We start from the raw sequence: 15,947 nt of genomic DNA on the forward strand, positions 1-15,947 counted from the left end.
CACCGCACCGCGCGAATTCATCTGGAGCCGGCCGATGAATTCGGCCCGCCGCAGGCATCTGTATTGGGTGTATTGGGGAACATGCTTCGCAGAGGAGGACGCTGTGCCCGCCCAGCAGGAATTCATCGATCAGGCGGCGCCTTATCGCGCCGAGTTGATCGCGCACTGCTACCGGATGCTCGGCTCGGTGCAGGACGCCGAGGATCTGGTCCAGGAGACGTACCTGCGCGGCTGGCGGGGGTACGAGGCTTTCGAGGGACGGGCGGCGTTGCGGACATGGCTGTATCGCATCGCGACCATGGCGTGCCTGCGGGCGCTGCAGCATCGCGCCCGCCGGGTGTTGCCCGCCGGACTCGGCGCGGGCTCCGTGGACCCGGACGTCGACATCGATGCGAGCAGGGCCGGATATCCGTGGCTCGAACCGATACCCGACACGTTCACCCCCGAGGTCGCGGCGGCCACGCGGCAGAGCATCCGACTGGCGATCGTCACCGCGCTGCAGGAGCTTCCTGCGAGGCAACGCGCGGTGTTGATCCTGCGGGACGTGGTGCAGTTCAGCGCCGCCGAGGTGGCCGAACTGCTCGAGACGACACCCGCGGCGGTGAACAGCGCGCTGCAGCGGGCACGGGCCCACCTGGCCGAGGTGGCACCGAACGACGACGACGTCACCGAACCGGAGGACCGTGAGTTACTCGCGTTGGTCGAACGCTATTGTGCGGCGTTCGAAAACGGTGACATGGCCGCGTTGACTGCGCTGCTGAAGGATGACGTCAAACTCGAAATGCCGCCATTTGCAGTCTGGTTCAGGGGCCGGGATGCGGTGACACGATTCCTCTCTGCGCGGGCGTTCACCGAAGCGGGTGCTGTGCTGATGGTGCCCACCTCCGCCAACGGGCAACCCGCGGTCGCCGATTACCGCCGCGACGCCGCGGGGGCGCTGCGGGCGCACGCGATCCATGTGCTCACCGGAGGCCGGGACGGACTATCGGCCATCACAGTGTTTCTCGACCCGAACCTGTTCGGCGTGTTCGGGCTTCCGTCTATGCGTTAGACGGTCAGCGCCGGAACACGACCCAGCGCATCGCGGTGTACGTGTAGAGCGCCTCGCACGCGCCCGCTGCGATCCGCGCGGCGTGATACTCGATACCCAGTGCCACCAGCCCCTTGGTGACACCGAGGATGAACGCGAGGTAGTTCACCGCGGCCACCACCACGTAAACCGCGAATTGCGGCCCCACTGCGCTGTGTGAGCGGAAGTTGAAGATGCGGTTCAGGAAGTAGGTCAGCGTGCATGCGCATGCGTAAGCCATCGTCACCGCGGTGGCTAGTGGCACCCGCAGACCGCCGTGCAGCACGGTGAGGAGCACCAGGTCGACAGCGAAGGTGCAGCTGTTGAGCAGGACGAAGATCAGAAAGGTCGGCGCCACAACGGAAGCCCGCCGGAACGGAAGGCGCATGCGCACCTTGCCACGTTGGCATCTCGAGGTGGCCGGCGACTGAGCGCCGGGCGAACGTCAGGTGATGCCGAACCGGGTGAGCAGGTCGCTTGTCCGCCATCCGATCAACGCGACGAAGAGCACCAGCAGCGCTACCGACGTCGACGCCTGGATCAGGATGCGCCGCTCGCGAGGGGCGTAGGCGTATGCCGCCGCGACCACCGCGCCGGTGACCAATCCGCCGATGTGGCCCTGCCAGCTGATCTGCTGTCCGCCCAGCGCCGGGATCACGAACGTGAACGCGAGGTTGAGCACGATCAGCCCGACCACCCAACCGACGTTCAGGTTGAGCCGCTTACTCACCACGAAGTAGGCACCGAACAACCCGAACACCGCGCCCGACGCGCCGGCGGTCGCGGCGCCCAGCGGCGAGAGCAGGTACACCAGGACCGAACCGCCCAATGCGCTCAACGCGTACAGGGCCGTGAAACGCATTCTGCCAAGCCAATTTTCGAGCGGCACGCCGATCACGTAGAGCGCGTACATGTTGAACAGCAGGTGCGCGATGCCGTAGTGCATGAAGGCCGACGTCACCAGCCGGTAGTAGTCGCCGTCGGCGACGGCGGGTGCGAACAGCACGAGTTGGCGCTGAAGGCCTGGTGTCACCGCTTCCAGCACAAATAGCAGCACGTTGACGGCGATCAGCGTGTAGGTGACGACGGGGGTGCGGGCGCCTTGGCGGGCACCGGCCACCGTCTGCGGCTGACGCACCGATTGAGCGCCCGCGTTGACGCATTCGGCGCACTGGTGGCCTACGGCGGCGTTTCGCATGCACTCCGGACAGATAGGTCGGTGGCAACGCGTGCAGCTGACGTAGGTGACGCGGTCGGGATGTCGGTAGCAGGTCGGCGGCGCCTGCGGCGGGGGCGGATACGTCACAGCGTGCCGAACAGTTCGATCCAGTTGCCGTCGGGGTCGGCGACGAACATCCAGCCCATGCCGGGCACGGGTGCGAACTCCGTCATCGGTTCGACGATCTCGTAGTCGGAGGCGGCGAACGCCTCGGCCACCGCGCGCAGGTTCTGCACGCCGATAGTGAAGTACCTGACGCCGGCCTGGGCGCGACCGCCGCCCGACGCGACCGGTTGCGGTGGCGGCGGGTCGTAGGTCACCAGCTTGACCACGTTCTTCCCGAGCGAATACCGCCGTTGCGATCCGCCCGGGAATTCGACGTCGCCCTGGCACTCCAGTCCGAGGAAGCCCTCGTAGAACGCGATCATGGCGTCGGAGTTCGTCGTCACGAGGCCGACTTCGATTCCGGGCGAGAGCAGGTCGAACCGCACGGCCACGAGACTACCTATGGCCGACGACCGTCCCTGTGGCCGCTAGGTGCAGGGAATGCCGTGCGGTCCGCCGATCCAGTGACCGGGCGGCGAGTGCCACGGACAGAAGTTCGCGACTTCTCCCGGTCCCGGCCATACGTCGACATCCGGCACCCAGTCTCCTGGCCCGGGGATCCACGGAATGTTCGGGCCCCAGCCCGGATCAGCCTGGCCGGCACCGGCACCGAGTCCGATGGCGCCAACGCCCAGCGAAGCGGCGACGGCAACTGCGGCTGCAACTTTCTTCAACATCATCGTTGCCCCCTCTCGGTGCAGGGCTCACTGTCGACGATACGTCCGGCATGAACGAATCGGCACCGGCCGTTGGCCGCGAATTTCACGGGCTTGACCCGCCGTACGCTCAGCGCGTGGAAGAGATAGCCAAAACCGACATCCTCGCAGCGCTGGACGACAGCGGGAGGCGGTTCGTCTCGATGGTCCGCGGACTTGATCCGGGTCGCGCCGCGCGACCGGTACCCGGGCTTGGCTGGACGGCCGCGGAGACTGCAGCGCACGTGGTGACCGTGCTCGGCAGGCTACTCGGCGATCGTCGACGCGGCGCCACGAACCAGGAGGTTGCCGAGCTGAATGCGACCTGCCTCTCCGAGTACACCGACCGGGACATCAACGATGTCGCCGACCACCTCGATGCGAATCTGCGTACGGTGATCGACCGCGTCTATCCCAGAGTCGACTTCGATCGTCAGTATCCGTTCCACGGTGGATCAACGATCTCGGCCGGCGGTGGGGCCCGGTGGATCCTGTGCGAGCTGCTCGTCCACGGCTACGACATCGCCGCCGCAAGCAATGATGTGTGGGAGATACCGGCCGCGCAGGCATCCATCGCAATTCGTGGCCCTGCTGAGTCGATGAACCGGCTGCTCGAGAGCGCGACCTCTACCCGGCTCCGAGTGCATCTGGGACACGACGACACAGTTGAATTCGTCTCAGCCACAGGACATTTGCCCGGCGGAGACGAACCGGTCGACGCGAAGCCCGACGAGTTGCTGCTGGCTTTGTTCGGACGGATCGAGGTATCCGATCCGCGGTTGGCCGCGGTTGTCGCCGAACTGCCGACGATGTGAAGCGAAGCCCGGTGCAGCCTCACGCACCGCGGGCACCGCGTTGAGCACCTGCATCGCGGTCGCCACGTTGGCTGACCGCACTGTTCGGCGATGCCGGCAGGCCGGCTGAAACTCGCCAGCGATATGAAGTGTGTCCGCATCGACGGATCGCCTTCGGTGGTCAATGTCCAGCCCTTCTTCGGGGCGCGGTCAGTGGTCGGCGTACTCACCGCCGACGAGCGCTGAGATCATTTCGGCGCCGACCGCGCGCGTGCCCCATTGGATGACTCGGTACGGCGTCACAACGAGGCACGCTACCGCGCCGCGAATAACAATTCGGTCACTATGTGGATCACGATCAATTAAGGGTGCCCGGCAAATCCTGAGAGTTTTCAAGATCTCCGAGCCGATCTGCCGATCCGCTTATCGAATAACGACCATTTTGAGGTCTATCTCACCCCGTTGAACTGTAACGTTTACACCCCTCCATCATCGGCTGCGCCAAGCCGGTTTAGGCACTTTTGCATTCGGCTACCTTGGTTTTCAGGGACGGGGGAAACAGCGACGAATCGCAATTCGAAGGAAGAAATTGATCATGAAATTCAGTGGTATCACTGCGCGCCGGCGCGTCGCCGGTGTCGCCGCGGGCTGCCTGCTTGGGGGCGTAGCTGCAGCAACCATCGCCGCACCCAATGCGGTCGCGGCGCCGGACTGCTCGGCAGCCGGCGTGTCCAACATGGTCAGCTCGACGCTGGGCTCCGCCCGCGGTTACCTGAACACCCATCCGGGTGCCAACCAGGCCGTCGGCGCGGCGTTCAGCCAACCGCGCGACCAGGCGTCGGCGACGCTGCGCGGTTACTTCACCGCCAACCCACAGGAGTACTACGACCTGAAGGGCATCCTGGCGCCGATCGGTGACACCCAGCGTCAGTGCAACGTGTCGGTGTTGCCGCCGGAGCTGGCCTCGGCCTACACCGAGTTCATGGCCGGTTAGCCCATCACACGACGACCGCCCGCCGCAGCCCCTCGCTGTGACGGGCGGTTTTCGTTAGCACGGCTTGCGACTACTCTGTGGGCATGAAGCCGACAAGAGCCGCCGTCGCGGCAGCGCTCGTCTTGGTTGGCTGCGCGGCATCCCCGGCGGTCGCGTCCGCCGATCCCACCCCGACACCACCGCCGCCGCCAGGACCCACGACCACCATCAACGGTGACGGCACCTTCGCGGTCGGCAAGGACATCCAGCCCGGAACCTACGCCTCGGCAGGCCCCGTCGGCGACGGCGCCTGCTACTGGAAGCGCACCAACGGCACCGACATCGTCGACAACGCGTTGTCGAAGAAGGCGCAGATCGTGCAGATCGACCCCACCGACACGTCGTTCACCACCAACGAATGCCAGCCCTGGCAATTGACCGATCAGCCCGTGCCCCAGAGCGGCCCTGGTGACCTGATCGGCGCGCTCGGTCAGTTGGGCCAGATCATCGCCCGCAACCCGGGCACTCCCCCGCCCGCCAATCCCGGCGGCTAGCGGATCTTTTCGCCGTACACCCGCTCGACCGTCATCGCCATCAGCACGCGGCGGTCGGACACCATCACCGCGCGGTACTCGTCCCAATCCGGATGTTCACCTGCGGCCGCGCGGTAATAGTCGACGAGCGCTTCGACCTCCTGGCCGTGCGGGTCGCTGCCCGGACCCGTCAACGTGACCGTGCCCTCGGCCGTCGCCCACGCCCAACCGTCGGAACTGGTGACCTCGAGCGCCGCACGGGGATCGCGGCGCAGGTTGGCGGTCTTGGCGCGGCCTTCGGTCATCGACACGTAGATGACGCCCGCGTCCCGGTCGTAGTACGGGGTCACCGGCGACAGTTGCGGCAGGCCGTTGGTCTTGATGGTGGCCAGCACGCCGAGCCTGCTCTCGGCGATCAGCGTGTGGGGGTCGAATGTGATGGTGGTCATGTCAACCGGCAACTCACGATTGCTCCTCCGCTATTCCGTACCCTGGCGACGTGGCCGATCTGCATCCCGGCATTGCCGCCCTCGCGCCTTTGATCGGCACCTGGTCGGGCCGCGGCGACGGCGAGTACCCGACGATCGAACCATTCGGCTATCTGGAGGAAATCACGTTCAGCCACGTACCGTTTCTTGTCTACGGCCAGCGCACCAGGGCCGCCGACGACGGCCGTCCGCTGCACGCCGAGACCGGATACCTGCGGATGCCGTCGGCGGATCGCGTGGAACTCGTGCTGGCCCATCCCACCGGCATCACCGAGATCGGAGAGGGCACGCTGACGACGGCCGGAAACACCATGGAACTGGAGTTGACCGCGACGGCGATCGGCCGTACCTCGTCGGCCAAAGAGGTCACCGCGCTGAGCCGTTCGATCCGTGTCGACGGCGACCAGTTGACCTACACGTTGCGGATGGGCGCCGTGGGCCTGCCCCTGCAACATCACCTGGCGGCGACGCTGCGGAGGAACGCCGCATGAGCGACGGCAGGATCCGCGTCCCCGCCGACCTGGACGCCGTCACGGCGATCGGCGAGGAGGACCACTCCGCGATCGATCCGGCGTCCGTCGACCGCATCTGGCAGGCCGCCCGGCACTGGTATCGCGCGGGCATGCATCCCGCGATCCAACTCTGCCTGCGGCACAACGGCAGGGTGGTGCTCAACCGGGCGATCGGCCACGGCTGGGGCAATGGACCCGACGATCCGCCCGACGCCGAAAAGACAACTGTCACAACGGAAACCCCGTTCTGCGCGTATTCCGCCGCCAAGGCGATCACCAGCACCGTCGTGCACATGCTGGCCGAGCGCGGCGTGTTGTCGCTCGACGACCGGGTGTGCGACTACCTGCCGAGCTACACCAGCCACGGCAAGGACAGAACCACGATTCGGCACGTGATGACGCACAGCGCGGGAGTGCCGTTCGCGACGGGACCCCGACCGGACCTCAAGCGGATGGACGACAGCGCGTACGCCCGGGAGATGCTCGGCAATCTGAAGCCGATCTACCGCCCCGGCCTTGTGCACATCTATCACGCGTTGACCTGGGGCCCCCTGGTCCGAGAGATCGTATCGGCGGCCACCGGCAAGAACATTCGCGAGGTGCTGGCAACCGAGATCCTCGATCCGCTCGGCTTCCGATGGACGAACTACGGCGTCGCCGACGCCGACGTCGACCTGGTCGCCCCGAGTTACCCGACCGGCAAGCCCCTGCCGCCGCCCATCGCGGCCGCGTTCCGCACCGCGGTCGGCGGCACGATGCACCAGATCATCCCGTACTCGAACACCCGGCAGTTCCTCACCGGTGTGGTGCCGTCGTCCAATACGGTGTCCACTGCCGACGAACTGTCCCGCTTCGCCGAAATCCTGCGCCGCGGAGGCGAACTCCACGGAGTGCGGATCATGTCCGCGGATACCCTGCGGGCTGCGACGAGGGAGTGCCGCAGGCTGCGGCCGGACATCGCGACCGGGCTGATGCCGCTGCGCTGGGGCACCGGGTACATGCTCGGCTCGAACCGGTTCGGCCCGTTCGGACGCAACGCACCAGCCGCGTTCGGGCATACCGGGCTGGTGAACATCGCGGTGTGGGCCGACCCCCAACGCGGACTGGCGGCCGGCCTGATCAGCAGCGGCAAACCGGGCAGGCACCGCGAGGCGAACCGCTATCCGGCGCTACTCGACAGGATCACCGCGGAGTTTGCCCGGACACCGGTCAATGTTTAAGAATCGGCCGATCGGGAACAGCCGAGGTAGCCGCCGGACCACGCGAAATGGCCGACGGTTTCAGTCATGTTGGAGGTAAATCGTGTCGGGCCAGTCCGCAGCCAGTCAGTGCACCATCGAGCGCAGGCTCGTCGATGAGATCGAGGTGCTTTCCGTAGCGGGCGTGGTCGACATGCTCACCGCTTCGCAAGTCGAGGAGGCGATCGCCACCGCCGCCAAGGACGGACCGCGTGGGGTCGTCGTCGATCTTTCCGCCGTTGACTTCCTCGCCTCAGCGGGCATGGGCATTCTGGTCGCAGCGCGCGAAGAGTTGCCCGCGGACATGCGATTCGCGGTCGTCGCCGACGGTCCCGCCACCAGCCGACCGCTCAAGCTTGTCGGAATCGCCGAGGTCGTCGGCCTGCATGCCACACTCGATGAAGCACTTGCCGCGTTAGCGGCATAACTGGGCCGCGAACAGGGTAGCCAGCAGGCCGAGATGTCAACTTCTGAAACGCTCTGCAACAGCCCACAGTTCGCGCGCATCGACGCCGCCGCTGACCCCGCGACCGCCTCTGCCATCCGACGTGAGTTCTCGGAGTGGTTGCATCACCACTTCGCGCTCGACGCGGCGAAGGCGTGCGATGTAGTGCTCGCCGTCAACGAGGCGATGGCCAACGCCGCGGAGTACGCCTACGCGACCGCCGACCAGCCCGGCGTGATGCAAGTCCGGGCCCACTACGACGAGAATGCGGCCACACTGACGGTGACCATCGAGGACCAGGGTGCTTGGCGGGACACCGATCCGGGCACCCGGGAACTCAAGCGGGGCCGGGGAATCCCGCTTATGCAGGCGTTGGCCGACCAGGCCACCGTTGACACGTCGCCCAGCGGCACCCGCGTCAGCCTGGAATGGACCGGGGTCGACGCGGCCCGCTAGAACTGCGGTAGCCGCACCACCTGGACGAAGAATTCGTCGATCTGCCGCACGGCGCTCATGAACTGGTCGAGGTCCACCGGCTTTGTCACGTAAGCGTTGGCGTGCAGCTTGTAACTACGCAGAATGTCTTCCTCCGCCGAGGACGTGGTGAGAACCACGACCGGGATGTGGCACAGGTCGGGATCGGATTTGATCTTCTCGAGCAATTGCCGCCCGTCGTACTTGGGCAGGTTGAGGTCGAGCAGAATCAGATCCGGGCGTGGCGCGTCGGTGTACGCACCACGTCGGTAGAGGAAGTCCAGTCCCTCCTGGCCGTCGTGCGCGACGTGCAACGTGTTCTTGATCTTGTTGTGTTCGAACGCTTCCCGAGTGATCAGCTCGTCACCCGGGTCGTCCTCGACAAGTAGCACGTCGATCGCCCGGCCCTCCCCGGCTTGTGACGTCATTCAGTACTTCCTTCCAGCGTGGCCGCCGGCTGCGGTTCCGGTTCGGCCGTCGGTTGAACGGGCAGGGTGAATTGAAACCGGGTACCCGCGGTGTACGAGGAATCAATCCAGATGTTTCCGCCGTGGTGTTCGACGATTTTCTTGCACAACGCGAGACCAATGCCCGTGCCACTGTAGGCGTCGCGGCCGTGCAGGCGTTGAAAGATCACAAAGACCTTGTCCGCGAATTCCTGCGGGATACCGATTCCGTTGTCGGACACCGTGAAGATCCAGTCGGTTTCGTCGTCGCGGACCCGCTGCTCACACTCGACGACGATCTTGGGCGCCACCCCTTCTCGGCGGAACTTGACCGCGTTGCCGATCAGGTTCTGCCACACCATCGCCAACAATGTCGGGTCCCCGTCGATATGAGGCAAACCCGCTGTGGGCGTGACGATTTGGGCGCCGGATTCCTCGATTGCCGTCGACAGGTTGCCGAGGGCCGCGTTCAGTGTGGCATTCAGGTCGACGTCGGTGTACGTGGCGTTGAGCCGCCCCACCCTGGAGAAGGTGAGCAGATCATTGATCAGCACCTGCATGCGTTTGGCACCGTCGACCGCGAAGCCGATGTACTCGATGCCGCGCTCGTCGAGTTTGTCGCCGTAGCGCTTTTCGAGTAACTGGCAGAAAGAGGCCACCTTGCGCAGCGGTTCCTGAAGATCGTGGGATGCGACGTAGGCGAACTGCTCCAGTTCTGCGTTCGAGCGCCGCAATTCCATGGTCTGCTCGTCGAGTGCCGCGCTGGCCGACTTCGACGCGTCGAGTTCGTCAACAATGCGCTGCCGCATGTCTTCGACGTCGGCCGCGATGCCGCCAATGTCCCTGGGGCCGCTGATCGCAATGCGTTCGCCGAAGTTTCCTTCGGTGATCCGCCTGCACGACGCGGCCAGGGCCGCCAACGGCCTGGTGACCACGTTGCGCACCAGCACGGCCAACAACACCGTCATTGCCAAGAACGTGACGATCACACCGATGAGCACCGCGTTGCGCCAGTTCCGTGCCGCCTGCAAGGCCTCGACGCCTGCTTGTCGCGCCGCACCCAGGTTCTGATTCTGCACGTCGAACAGCGCTCGCAGACGGTCGAATTCGGCCTTGCCGCGTTCGGCGGTAGCGTTGTCCACCACCGACGGCCTGCCCGGGGTGACGGCGGCGATCAACGGGTCGGCGTAATTCGTTCGCCATTGAGCGGCAGCCTGTTCGATGGCCTCGAGGTCGGCGACCGCTTCACGGTCATAACCCATGCGCGCGCGGATGCCGTCTGCCGCCGCCTGTTCGGTGCGCTGGCCGGCCAAATACGGTTCGAGGAACTGCCGGTCGGCCGCGATCGCATATCCTCGCAGCGCGGTCTCCTGATCGCGCAGCGCCGCCTGTAGCTGGTAAGCGGCCACCCGCGCGGGCTGGATGCTGTCGATCAACTCGCTGGACACCCGGTCGGTGCGGTACAGCAGGATGCCGCCCGCGACGGCGCCTGCCAGCACCACCGCGCCCATCACCGACAACAGCAGGTTCTGCCAGCCTTGGACGGTCAACCGTTGCGATTCCGTGGGTGCCGTCATCGCGGCGCCCGCTCGACACGCACCACCGCGATGTCGTCGGTGTGCCCGCCGTGCGTCCGCGCCCGCGCTTCCACCTCGCCGATCAGTGCGTCCACGAACGCGGCGCCGGGCAGCGCGGCCAGTGAGCGGGCCAGGTCGAGCAGACCGCCCTCGCCGAGACGTTCATTGCCCCGGCCCGAGTGGCCCTCGAACAGGCCGTCGGTGAGCAGCAGCAGGCCGTGGCCGTCCGGCAGTTCGAGTTGGTTGACCGGCCATTCGCGTGCGCCGAGGCCCAGCGCGGGCCCCGCGGGCGGTTCGATCCACCGCACGTCGTCTTTTCCGTGCATCAACATGCCGGGATGCCCAGCGCGCACGGCATCGAATCGTCGGCTGTCCGGGGCGAACGCCAGGCTCAACAGCGTGGCGAAGATGCCTTTCGACGGGCGTTCGGTGAGCAGGATCCGCTCCAGCTGATGCATCCGCTCGTTGCCGCGCAGCCCCGCGAACGTCAGCGCGCGCCAGCCGATGCGAAGTGCCACGCCGAGGGCCGCCTCGTCCGGCCCGTGCCCGGCCACGTCACCGACCATCACGTGCACCGTCCGGTCCGGCGTCTGGACCACGTCGTAGAAGTCGCCCCCGAGCAGCGCATACGCCCGGCTCGCGCGGTACCGAGCGACGACGTCTACGCCCGGGTCGTCGAGCAGCAGCGGCGAGGGTTGCAGACCGCGCTCGAGGCGAGCGTTCTCGCCGGCCCGCAACTGGCTGGCATGCAGTTCGACCGCGGTCAGCTCGGCGCGTTTGCGCTCGATCGCATACAGCAGCGAGCGACGCAGGGTTTCCGGATCCACCCGGCCTTTGACCAGGTAGTCCTGCGCGCCGGAAGCGACGGCGGAGACACCGAAGTGCTCGTCGTTCAGCCCGGTAAGCACCACGATCGGAATGGCCGGATCGCTCTTGCTGACCCGCTCGAGTGCGTTGATGCCGGTGGCGTCGGGCAGGTTCAGGTCCAGCAGCACACAGTCCGGGCGGCGGCGCACCAACAACCGCTCGGCTTCGGAAATCGAAGGCGCCCAGGCGAAGTCGATATCGACGGCGGCGTCGGCGATCAATTCCTCCACCAGGAGGGCATCGGCCCGGTCGTCCTCAACCAGCAGCACCGAGAGTCGGCCGATGCCGGGCGCGCGGGCGACTGCGGAGGTGTCCTGCGGGTAGTGCGGGGCGCGCATCGGTTATCACGTCCTTTTGCGTAACGTCACCCCGGCCGCGCTGACCCTTCTTCAGTGAACTCCCCGACCATACAGAGTCGGCCCGGACAGTCTCATCCGACGCTCACAGATTATGCGGTAGCGCCCTTTGGCAGTACGCTTTGCCGCGGTTCCCCGTCGCCCAGGAGAGAGAATGCCCACGCAGTTCGCCTCACGGAGCGTTTCCGCGCAGCCCTTCCGCAGTGGTCGTGCTATTCGCCGGGTGCCCGGAATGACCGCAGGTCAGTGCTTCGAAATCGAGGTGAGCCCCGAAGTCACCGGCTGGGTCATCCGTATTCCGGAGATCGGCGGTGTGACTCGTGCCAGTCACCGGGTCGCCGTCGCGGTGGCCGCCCGCAAGTACATCGCCGCGCACACCGGCATCCCGATCGGCTACATCACGGTCGTCGTGCGCGATTGAGCCCAAGAAACATGACAAGAGGGGCGCCCGATGGGGGCGCCCCTCTTGCTTTTGGGGGGGTCTTGATCAGCGGCCGTTGCCGAAGCTCGGTGTCACCGAACCGACCGTGGCCTGCTGCTGGATGTCATGCACCCACTCGTGGTGAGCTACGTCCGCCTGGGCGGCTCCGGCGAAGCCGAGGACCGCGGCGGTCAGTCCGCTGGCAATGACTGTGGCAAATCCGAACTTCTTCATTGTGGTGCCCTCTTCTGTGTGTGCCTTCTTTGTTTTCAACCGGTCTGACTGCTTAAACACACAGGTCAAGGCTTTAATTCCGATGGCAGTAATTGATCGGCGGTTGGCAGGAATCGAGCCGTTTCAGACCAACGGCCGGTTCTCCCGCACACCCCGATAGATGCCCCAGCGGACGATGAGCGGCATCAGCACCCGGTCGAACGACCACGCCGGGAAGGTGAACGCGCGGCCGTTCGGGGCGAACACTTCCAGACCGTCTGGCTGGATGCCGACGACTGAGCCCCACCGCCGTTTGGGCGGGCGGTAACTGCGCATCGGCCTGCCTGCGAAGGACGCGCGGACATTGTGCGCGAGCAGCCCGTCGGCCCTGTTGCGGGCCGAACTGCGCAGCGGGTCCGTTGCGGCGACGTCGCCGACCGCGAACACATCCGGGTGTCCCGGCGCCTGAAGCTGCGGGGTGACCCGCACGAAGCCGTCGTCGTCGAGCAGTTCGGTGGGCAGCCATCCGGTGTTTGGTCGGACCCGGCCGATCGCCCACAGCACCGCGTCGGCGGACGACTGCGGCTGCCTGGTGCTCCATTGCACCGGATCGCTGGTGATCCGGTCGCAGGCGAAGCCGTCGGGGATCACCGCGCGGTGCCCCGGGTGCAATTGCACGCCGGCCTCGTCGAGCCTGCGCTGGACGCGCTCCCAGGCGCGCGGGTGGTGGTCGACGAGGGCCCGTTCGTTCGGGAAGTACAGGTCGACCCGCTTACCGGGCCACGTCCTGGCGACGTTGACGGCGCTGCTGATCGCGGCGGCTCCGCCGCCCACCACGATCACCGACTCGGCCCTGGCGAGCCGGTCGTGCGCGGCGCGAAGATCCGCCGCGATCTCGTCGGCGGATTGGAAGTCGGGTCTGCGCCAGAACCCGTTGCTCACCCCGGTCGAGATGACCAACGCGTCGTACGCCTCGGCGGACGTCGAGCCGTCGTCGTGGCGCACAAGGACTTTGCGCGCCGCCAGGTCGAGGCCGGACATGGTGCCGTGCACGGTGCGGACCCGGTCGAGCCCGCGGAACTTGTCGAACGTAACCCAATTGGCGCGCGCCCACTCCTGGGGCCGCGACAGTCGCCAGCCGAGTTCCTGTCCGCTGACCAATGCCGGTTTGGCCGAGATTCCGACCACATCGGCGTGCCGAGCCAACCGGATTGCGGTGAGAACGCCGCTGTCACCAAGCCCGGCGATCACGACCCGACGCTTTTCCATTCCGACACGCTGACATAGAAAGAGGGGCACCCGCTACGGGATGCCCCTCTTCAAGATTCGTTGGTCAGCGGCTCTGGTGCACGCTGGTGTCGACGTGCGGCACGGACACCTGAGGCTGGATGTCGTAGATCCAGTCGTGGTGGATGTTGTCGGCCTGCGCCGGACCTGCCAGGCCGACAACGGCGGCGGCGAGGCCACTGGCGATGATGCTGGCGAATCCGAACTTCTTCATTTCGATGCCTTCTTCTGTCTGTCCCGTCGGCCAGTTTTATAACTGCCTTGGCCGATCTGACTGGTTAAACCAGCTGCTCAACGGATTAATTCCGCTGGCAGTAATTGATCGCTGGTTGGCAGGATCCTGCGGGTTCAGGCCGGACCGACAACGTGATTTTGCATGTGGTCGAACACCACTTCGGTCCGCACGCCCGCGACTTCTCGTCGCTTCGTCAGCGAGTCGAGCACGAAATCCCGCAGCGCCTCGGTGGACTCGACGGCGACGAGGATGAGCAGATCCTCGGGTCCGGTGGTGACGAACACCTGCAGGGTCTGCGGCAGGCCGATCACGAAATCCCGGAAACCCTGGATGATCTCGCGGGACTGCGGGCGGAGCCGGACGGTGATCATGCCCTTCACCGGCCTGCCCATCTTGGCCGTGTCGGTGCTGGCGTGAATGCCAGTGATCACCCCGCGCGACCGGAGGGCACGGACCCGTTCCAGCGTGGTCGACGGAGCGACGCCAAGCATCTGCGCGAGATCCCGATTGCTGCGCCGACCGTCGGTCTGCAACGCGGCGACGATCGCCGAATCAAGTTCGTCCACTGGCGCTCCCAATGCTGATCTGCCGAATTATATTCGGTGATCGGCTGGCTGAGCCGCTAGAGCGAATACCTTTTCCGGCCATGACTGCTCAACTGATCGAAACACCGCCTGTCCTTGTCACCAAGATCGCCGTCGTCGTCCGCGATGACCTTCCGGTGTGGCAGAAGCTGAACATGACCGCGTTCTTGGCCAGCGGGGTGGCAGCCGCCGCGCCGGAGGCCATCGGCCGCAACTACGCCGACGCCGACGGGACCGGGTACACACCGATGTTCGGACAGCCGGTGCTGGTGTTCGCCGCCGACAACGCGCGCCTGGCCCGCACCTTGGAGCGGGCGTTGTCACGCGGCGTGGTCCCGACGGTGTTCACCACCGAGTTGTTCTCCACCGGCGACGACGACGCCAACCGGGCGGCAGTGGCCACGGTGCGCCGCGAGGACCTCGACCTGGCAGGCCTTGCCGTCCGCGCCGACCGTAAGACCGTCGACAAGATCACGTCGGGTTTGCGGCTGCACCCGTGATCAACTGTCGCGCGAGCGCGGGCAGGTCGTCGGCAACGTACGCCGGCTGCGGCAGGGCGTCTAGCCGCAGCGGCGCGTTGCCGGGCCGGGTGATCAACGCCCCGGCAAAGCCCGCGCTCTGCGCCCCGATCAGGTCCCACACGTGCGCCGCGACCATGAGGCAATCGCCCGGCGGCACCTGCAGATCGCGGCACACGTAGTCGTAGACGTCTCTTGCCGGCTTGAAAGTGCGGCATGCGTCAACACTGAGCTGCCGCTCGAAGTAGCCGCCGAGGCCCGCGTTCTGCAGCGGACTGAGCCCGTCCGGATTGGGCGGCGAGTTGGTCAGCGTCACGAGCCGAAAACCGTTGTCGCGCAGCAACTCGAGTCCCTCGATGACGTCGGGATGCGCGGGCATGGTCAGCATCGCCTGCTTGAGTCGGGCCAGGTCTGCGTCGGTGACCGGCTTGTCGTGTGCTTCACCGAGCATCCGCAGTACACCCTGGCCGAGGGTGAAGAAGTCGAGGTAGTTTTCCGTCAAGGCGGCGGTCATCGAATACGTCACGAGTTGACCGAACCACGTCCGCACCATCGGTGTGTCACCGAAGACCTGCTCGAAAACGGTTGACAGTGGGTCGAGTTGGATCAGGGTCTCGTTGACGTCGAACACCAACACTTTCGCGGTCATCGGTGGCCACGCTCCTGTAGCACCCAGCCGTTCCCGTCCGGATCGACGCCAGGGACGTATCCGCCCGCCCACTGGCCGTCGCGAGAGTCGGTCACGCAAACGCCGATTTGGATTGAGGTGCTGGACCCTTCGGGCGTCAGCTGGATGACCCGGAAGGACGGTGCGGGCGCGTAGTCGACATCGAGGCCGAACCCCACCCTGTCGCGGTAAACCGGCAGGATCACGACTTCAAGTAGCGCCTTCATCGGA

At 66.1% G+C, this 15,947-nt stretch carries 24 protein-coding genes and 1 pseudogene; 10 read left to right on the top strand and 15 right to left on the bottom strand.

The window, feature by feature from the left end; genetic code table 11:
- Window positions 1–103: 103 nt before the first annotated feature.
- Window positions 104–1,051, top strand: coding sequence for a sigma-70 family RNA polymerase sigma factor (locus A5724_RS05885; protein WP_067797684.1), 948 nt, complete (start codon window positions 104–106; stop codon window positions 1,049–1,051).
- 4 nt (window positions 1,052–1,055) lie between these two features.
- Here the strand turns inward: A5724_RS05885 and A5724_RS05890 are convergent, their stop codons facing one another.
- The 4 genes from A5724_RS05890 to A5724_RS05905 are packed head-to-tail and all read right to left on the bottom strand — an operon-like array spanning window position 1,056 to window position 3,073.
- On the bottom strand, window positions 1,056–1,457 hold the full coding sequence (locus A5724_RS05890) for a GtrA family protein (protein ID WP_067797687.1): 402 nt from the start codon (window positions 1,455–1,457) through the stop codon (window positions 1,056–1,058).
- Window positions 1,458–1,514: 57 nt separating this feature from the next.
- Window positions 1,515–2,375 (bottom strand): rhomboid family intramembrane serine protease, encoded by an 861-nt coding sequence (locus tag A5724_RS05895; RefSeq protein ID WP_082964886.1) that lies wholly within the window; start codon window positions 2,373–2,375, stop codon window positions 1,515–1,517.
- Window positions 2,372–2,785: a VOC family protein gene (locus A5724_RS05900; RefSeq protein ID WP_067797693.1), complete on the bottom strand. Its 414-nt coding sequence runs from the start codon at window positions 2,783–2,785 to the stop codon at window positions 2,372–2,374. Before A5724_RS05900 ends, A5724_RS05895 begins: the two co-directional genes overlap by 4 nt.
- A 36-nt stretch (window positions 2,786–2,821) precedes the next feature.
- Complete coding sequence (locus A5724_RS05905; RefSeq protein ID WP_067797697.1) at window positions 2,822–3,073, bottom strand: hypothetical protein; 252 nt, start codon at window positions 3,071–3,073, stop codon at window positions 2,822–2,824.
- 47 nt (window positions 3,074–3,120) lie between these two features.
- Here A5724_RS05905 and A5724_RS05910 point away from each other — a divergent pair, with 47 nt between their 5' ends.
- Window positions 3,121–3,903, top strand: coding sequence for a maleylpyruvate isomerase N-terminal domain-containing protein (locus A5724_RS05910; protein WP_067797700.1), 783 nt, complete (start codon window positions 3,121–3,123; stop codon window positions 3,901–3,903).
- Here the strand turns inward: A5724_RS05910 and A5724_RS34405 are convergent.
- A pseudogene (locus tag A5724_RS34405) lies at window positions 3,901–4,085 on the bottom strand (dihydrodipicolinate reductase); the annotation flags it as partial. The gene A5724_RS05910 and the pseudogene A5724_RS34405 sit on opposite strands and share 3 nt — an antisense overlap.
- 392 nt (window positions 4,086–4,477) lie before the next feature.
- On the opposite strand from A5724_RS34405, the gene A5724_RS05915 reads away from it, so the two are divergent.
- Both A5724_RS05915 and A5724_RS05920 read left to right on the top strand, forming a co-directional pair.
- Window positions 4,478–4,876, top strand: coding sequence for a heme-binding protein (locus A5724_RS05915; RefSeq protein ID WP_067797703.1), 399 nt, complete (start codon window positions 4,478–4,480; stop codon window positions 4,874–4,876).
- A gap of 83 nt (window positions 4,877–4,959) precedes the next feature.
- Window positions 4,960–5,409, top strand: coding sequence for a hypothetical protein (locus A5724_RS05920; protein ID WP_067797706.1), 450 nt, complete (start codon window positions 4,960–4,962; stop codon window positions 5,407–5,409).
- Here A5724_RS05920 and A5724_RS05925 read toward each other — a convergent pair.
- Complete coding sequence (locus tag A5724_RS05925; protein ID WP_067797709.1) at window positions 5,406–5,837, bottom strand: PPOX class F420-dependent oxidoreductase; 432 nt, start codon at window positions 5,835–5,837, stop codon at window positions 5,406–5,408. The genes A5724_RS05920 and A5724_RS05925 overlap by 4 nt on opposite strands.
- 50 nt (window positions 5,838–5,887) lie before the next feature.
- Between A5724_RS05925 and A5724_RS05930 the strand changes: the two genes are divergently transcribed.
- The 4 genes from A5724_RS05930 to A5724_RS05945 all read left to right on the top strand — a co-directional run bounded on the left by A5724_RS05930 (window position 5,888) and on the right by A5724_RS05945 (window position 8,527).
- Window positions 5,888–6,367: a peroxynitrite isomerase gene (locus A5724_RS05930; RefSeq protein ID WP_067797712.1), complete on the top strand. Its 480-nt coding sequence runs from the start codon at window positions 5,888–5,890 to the stop codon at window positions 6,365–6,367.
- The gene (gene lipE, locus A5724_RS05935; RefSeq protein ID WP_067797715.1) at window positions 6,364–7,608 is read left to right on the top strand and encodes a lipase LipE; all 1,245 of its coding nucleotides are present in this window, start codon (window positions 6,364–6,366) and stop codon (window positions 7,606–7,608) included. The genes A5724_RS05930 and lipE overlap by 4 nt, the downstream gene beginning before the upstream one ends.
- A gap of 82 nt (window positions 7,609–7,690) precedes the next feature.
- Window positions 7,691–8,053, top strand: coding sequence for an STAS domain-containing protein (locus tag A5724_RS05940; protein WP_067797718.1), 363 nt, complete (start codon window positions 7,691–7,693; stop codon window positions 8,051–8,053).
- 33 nt (window positions 8,054–8,086) lie between these two features.
- A complete protein-coding gene (locus A5724_RS05945; RefSeq protein ID WP_067797722.1) occupies window positions 8,087–8,527 on the top strand; it encodes an ATP-binding protein in 441 nt (146 codons plus the stop codon).
- On the opposite strand, the gene A5724_RS05950 is transcribed toward A5724_RS05945, so the two are convergent.
- From A5724_RS05950 to A5724_RS05960, 3 genes are read right to left on the bottom strand one after another with little or no spacing between them, the layout of a single operon-like run.
- Window positions 8,524–8,973, bottom strand: coding sequence for a response regulator (locus A5724_RS05950; RefSeq protein ID WP_067797725.1), 450 nt, complete (start codon window positions 8,971–8,973; stop codon window positions 8,524–8,526). The two genes, A5724_RS05945 and A5724_RS05950, sit on opposite strands and share 4 nt — an antisense overlap.
- Complete coding sequence (locus tag A5724_RS05955; protein ID WP_067797728.1) at window positions 8,970–10,568, bottom strand: ATP-binding protein; 1,599 nt, start codon at window positions 10,566–10,568, stop codon at window positions 8,970–8,972. The genes A5724_RS05950 and A5724_RS05955 overlap by 4 nt, the downstream gene beginning before the upstream one ends.
- The gene (locus A5724_RS05960; protein ID WP_067797730.1) at window positions 10,565–11,773 is read right to left on the bottom strand and encodes a PP2C family protein-serine/threonine phosphatase; all 1,209 of its coding nucleotides are present in this window, start codon (window positions 11,771–11,773) and stop codon (window positions 10,565–10,567) included. Before A5724_RS05960 ends, A5724_RS05955 begins: the two co-directional genes overlap by 4 nt.
- Before the next feature lie 250 nt (window positions 11,774–12,023).
- On the opposite strand from A5724_RS05960, the gene A5724_RS05965 reads away from it, so the two are divergent.
- Entirely contained in the window at window positions 12,024–12,212 is a 189-nt protein-coding gene (locus A5724_RS05965) for a long chain fatty acid-CoA synthetase Faa4p (protein ID WP_067797733.1), read from the top strand.
- A 66-nt stretch (window positions 12,213–12,278) separates the two neighbouring features.
- On the opposite strand, the gene A5724_RS34135 is transcribed toward A5724_RS05965, so the two are convergent.
- The 4 genes from A5724_RS34135 to A5724_RS05975 form a co-directional block, all read right to left on the bottom strand.
- A complete protein-coding gene (locus tag A5724_RS34135) occupies window positions 12,279–12,446 on the bottom strand; it encodes a hypothetical protein (RefSeq protein ID WP_197518570.1) in 168 nt (55 codons plus the stop codon).
- A 123-nt stretch (window positions 12,447–12,569) separates the two neighbouring features.
- Window positions 12,570–13,694, bottom strand: coding sequence for an FAD-dependent oxidoreductase (locus tag A5724_RS05970; protein WP_067797736.1), 1,125 nt, complete (start codon window positions 13,692–13,694; stop codon window positions 12,570–12,572).
- A 64-nt stretch (window positions 13,695–13,758) separates the two neighbouring features.
- Window positions 13,759–13,926 carry a hypothetical protein gene (locus A5724_RS34140; protein ID WP_197518571.1) on the bottom strand — a complete coding sequence of 56 codons (168 nt, stop codon included), beginning with the start codon at window positions 13,924–13,926 and terminating at the stop codon, window positions 13,759–13,761.
- 134 nt (window positions 13,927–14,060) lie between these two features.
- Window positions 14,061–14,513 (bottom strand): Lrp/AsnC family transcriptional regulator, encoded by a 453-nt coding sequence (locus tag A5724_RS05975; protein ID WP_067797739.1) that lies wholly within the window; start codon window positions 14,511–14,513, stop codon window positions 14,061–14,063.
- Between the two features lie 80 nt (window positions 14,514–14,593).
- On the opposite strand from A5724_RS05975, the gene A5724_RS05980 reads away from it, so the two are divergent.
- Complete coding sequence (locus A5724_RS05980) at window positions 14,594–15,031, top strand: DUF2000 domain-containing protein (RefSeq protein WP_067797742.1); 438 nt, start codon at window positions 14,594–14,596, stop codon at window positions 15,029–15,031.
- Here the strand turns inward: A5724_RS05980 and A5724_RS05985 are convergent.
- Complete coding sequence (locus tag A5724_RS05985) at window positions 15,003–15,698, bottom strand: haloacid dehalogenase type II (protein WP_067797745.1); 696 nt, start codon at window positions 15,696–15,698, stop codon at window positions 15,003–15,005. The two genes, A5724_RS05980 and A5724_RS05985, sit on opposite strands and share 29 nt — an antisense overlap.
- A complete protein-coding gene (locus tag A5724_RS05990; protein WP_067797749.1) occupies window positions 15,695–15,943 on the bottom strand; it encodes a hypothetical protein in 249 nt (82 codons plus the stop codon). Before A5724_RS05990 ends, A5724_RS05985 begins: the two co-directional genes overlap by 4 nt.
- Between the last annotated feature and the right edge of the window lie 4 nt (window positions 15,944–15,947).

Source organism: Mycobacterium sp. ACS1612 (genome assembly GCF_001667505.1).
Taxonomy (GTDB): domain Bacteria; phylum Actinomycetota; class Actinomycetes; order Mycobacteriales; family Mycobacteriaceae; genus Mycobacterium.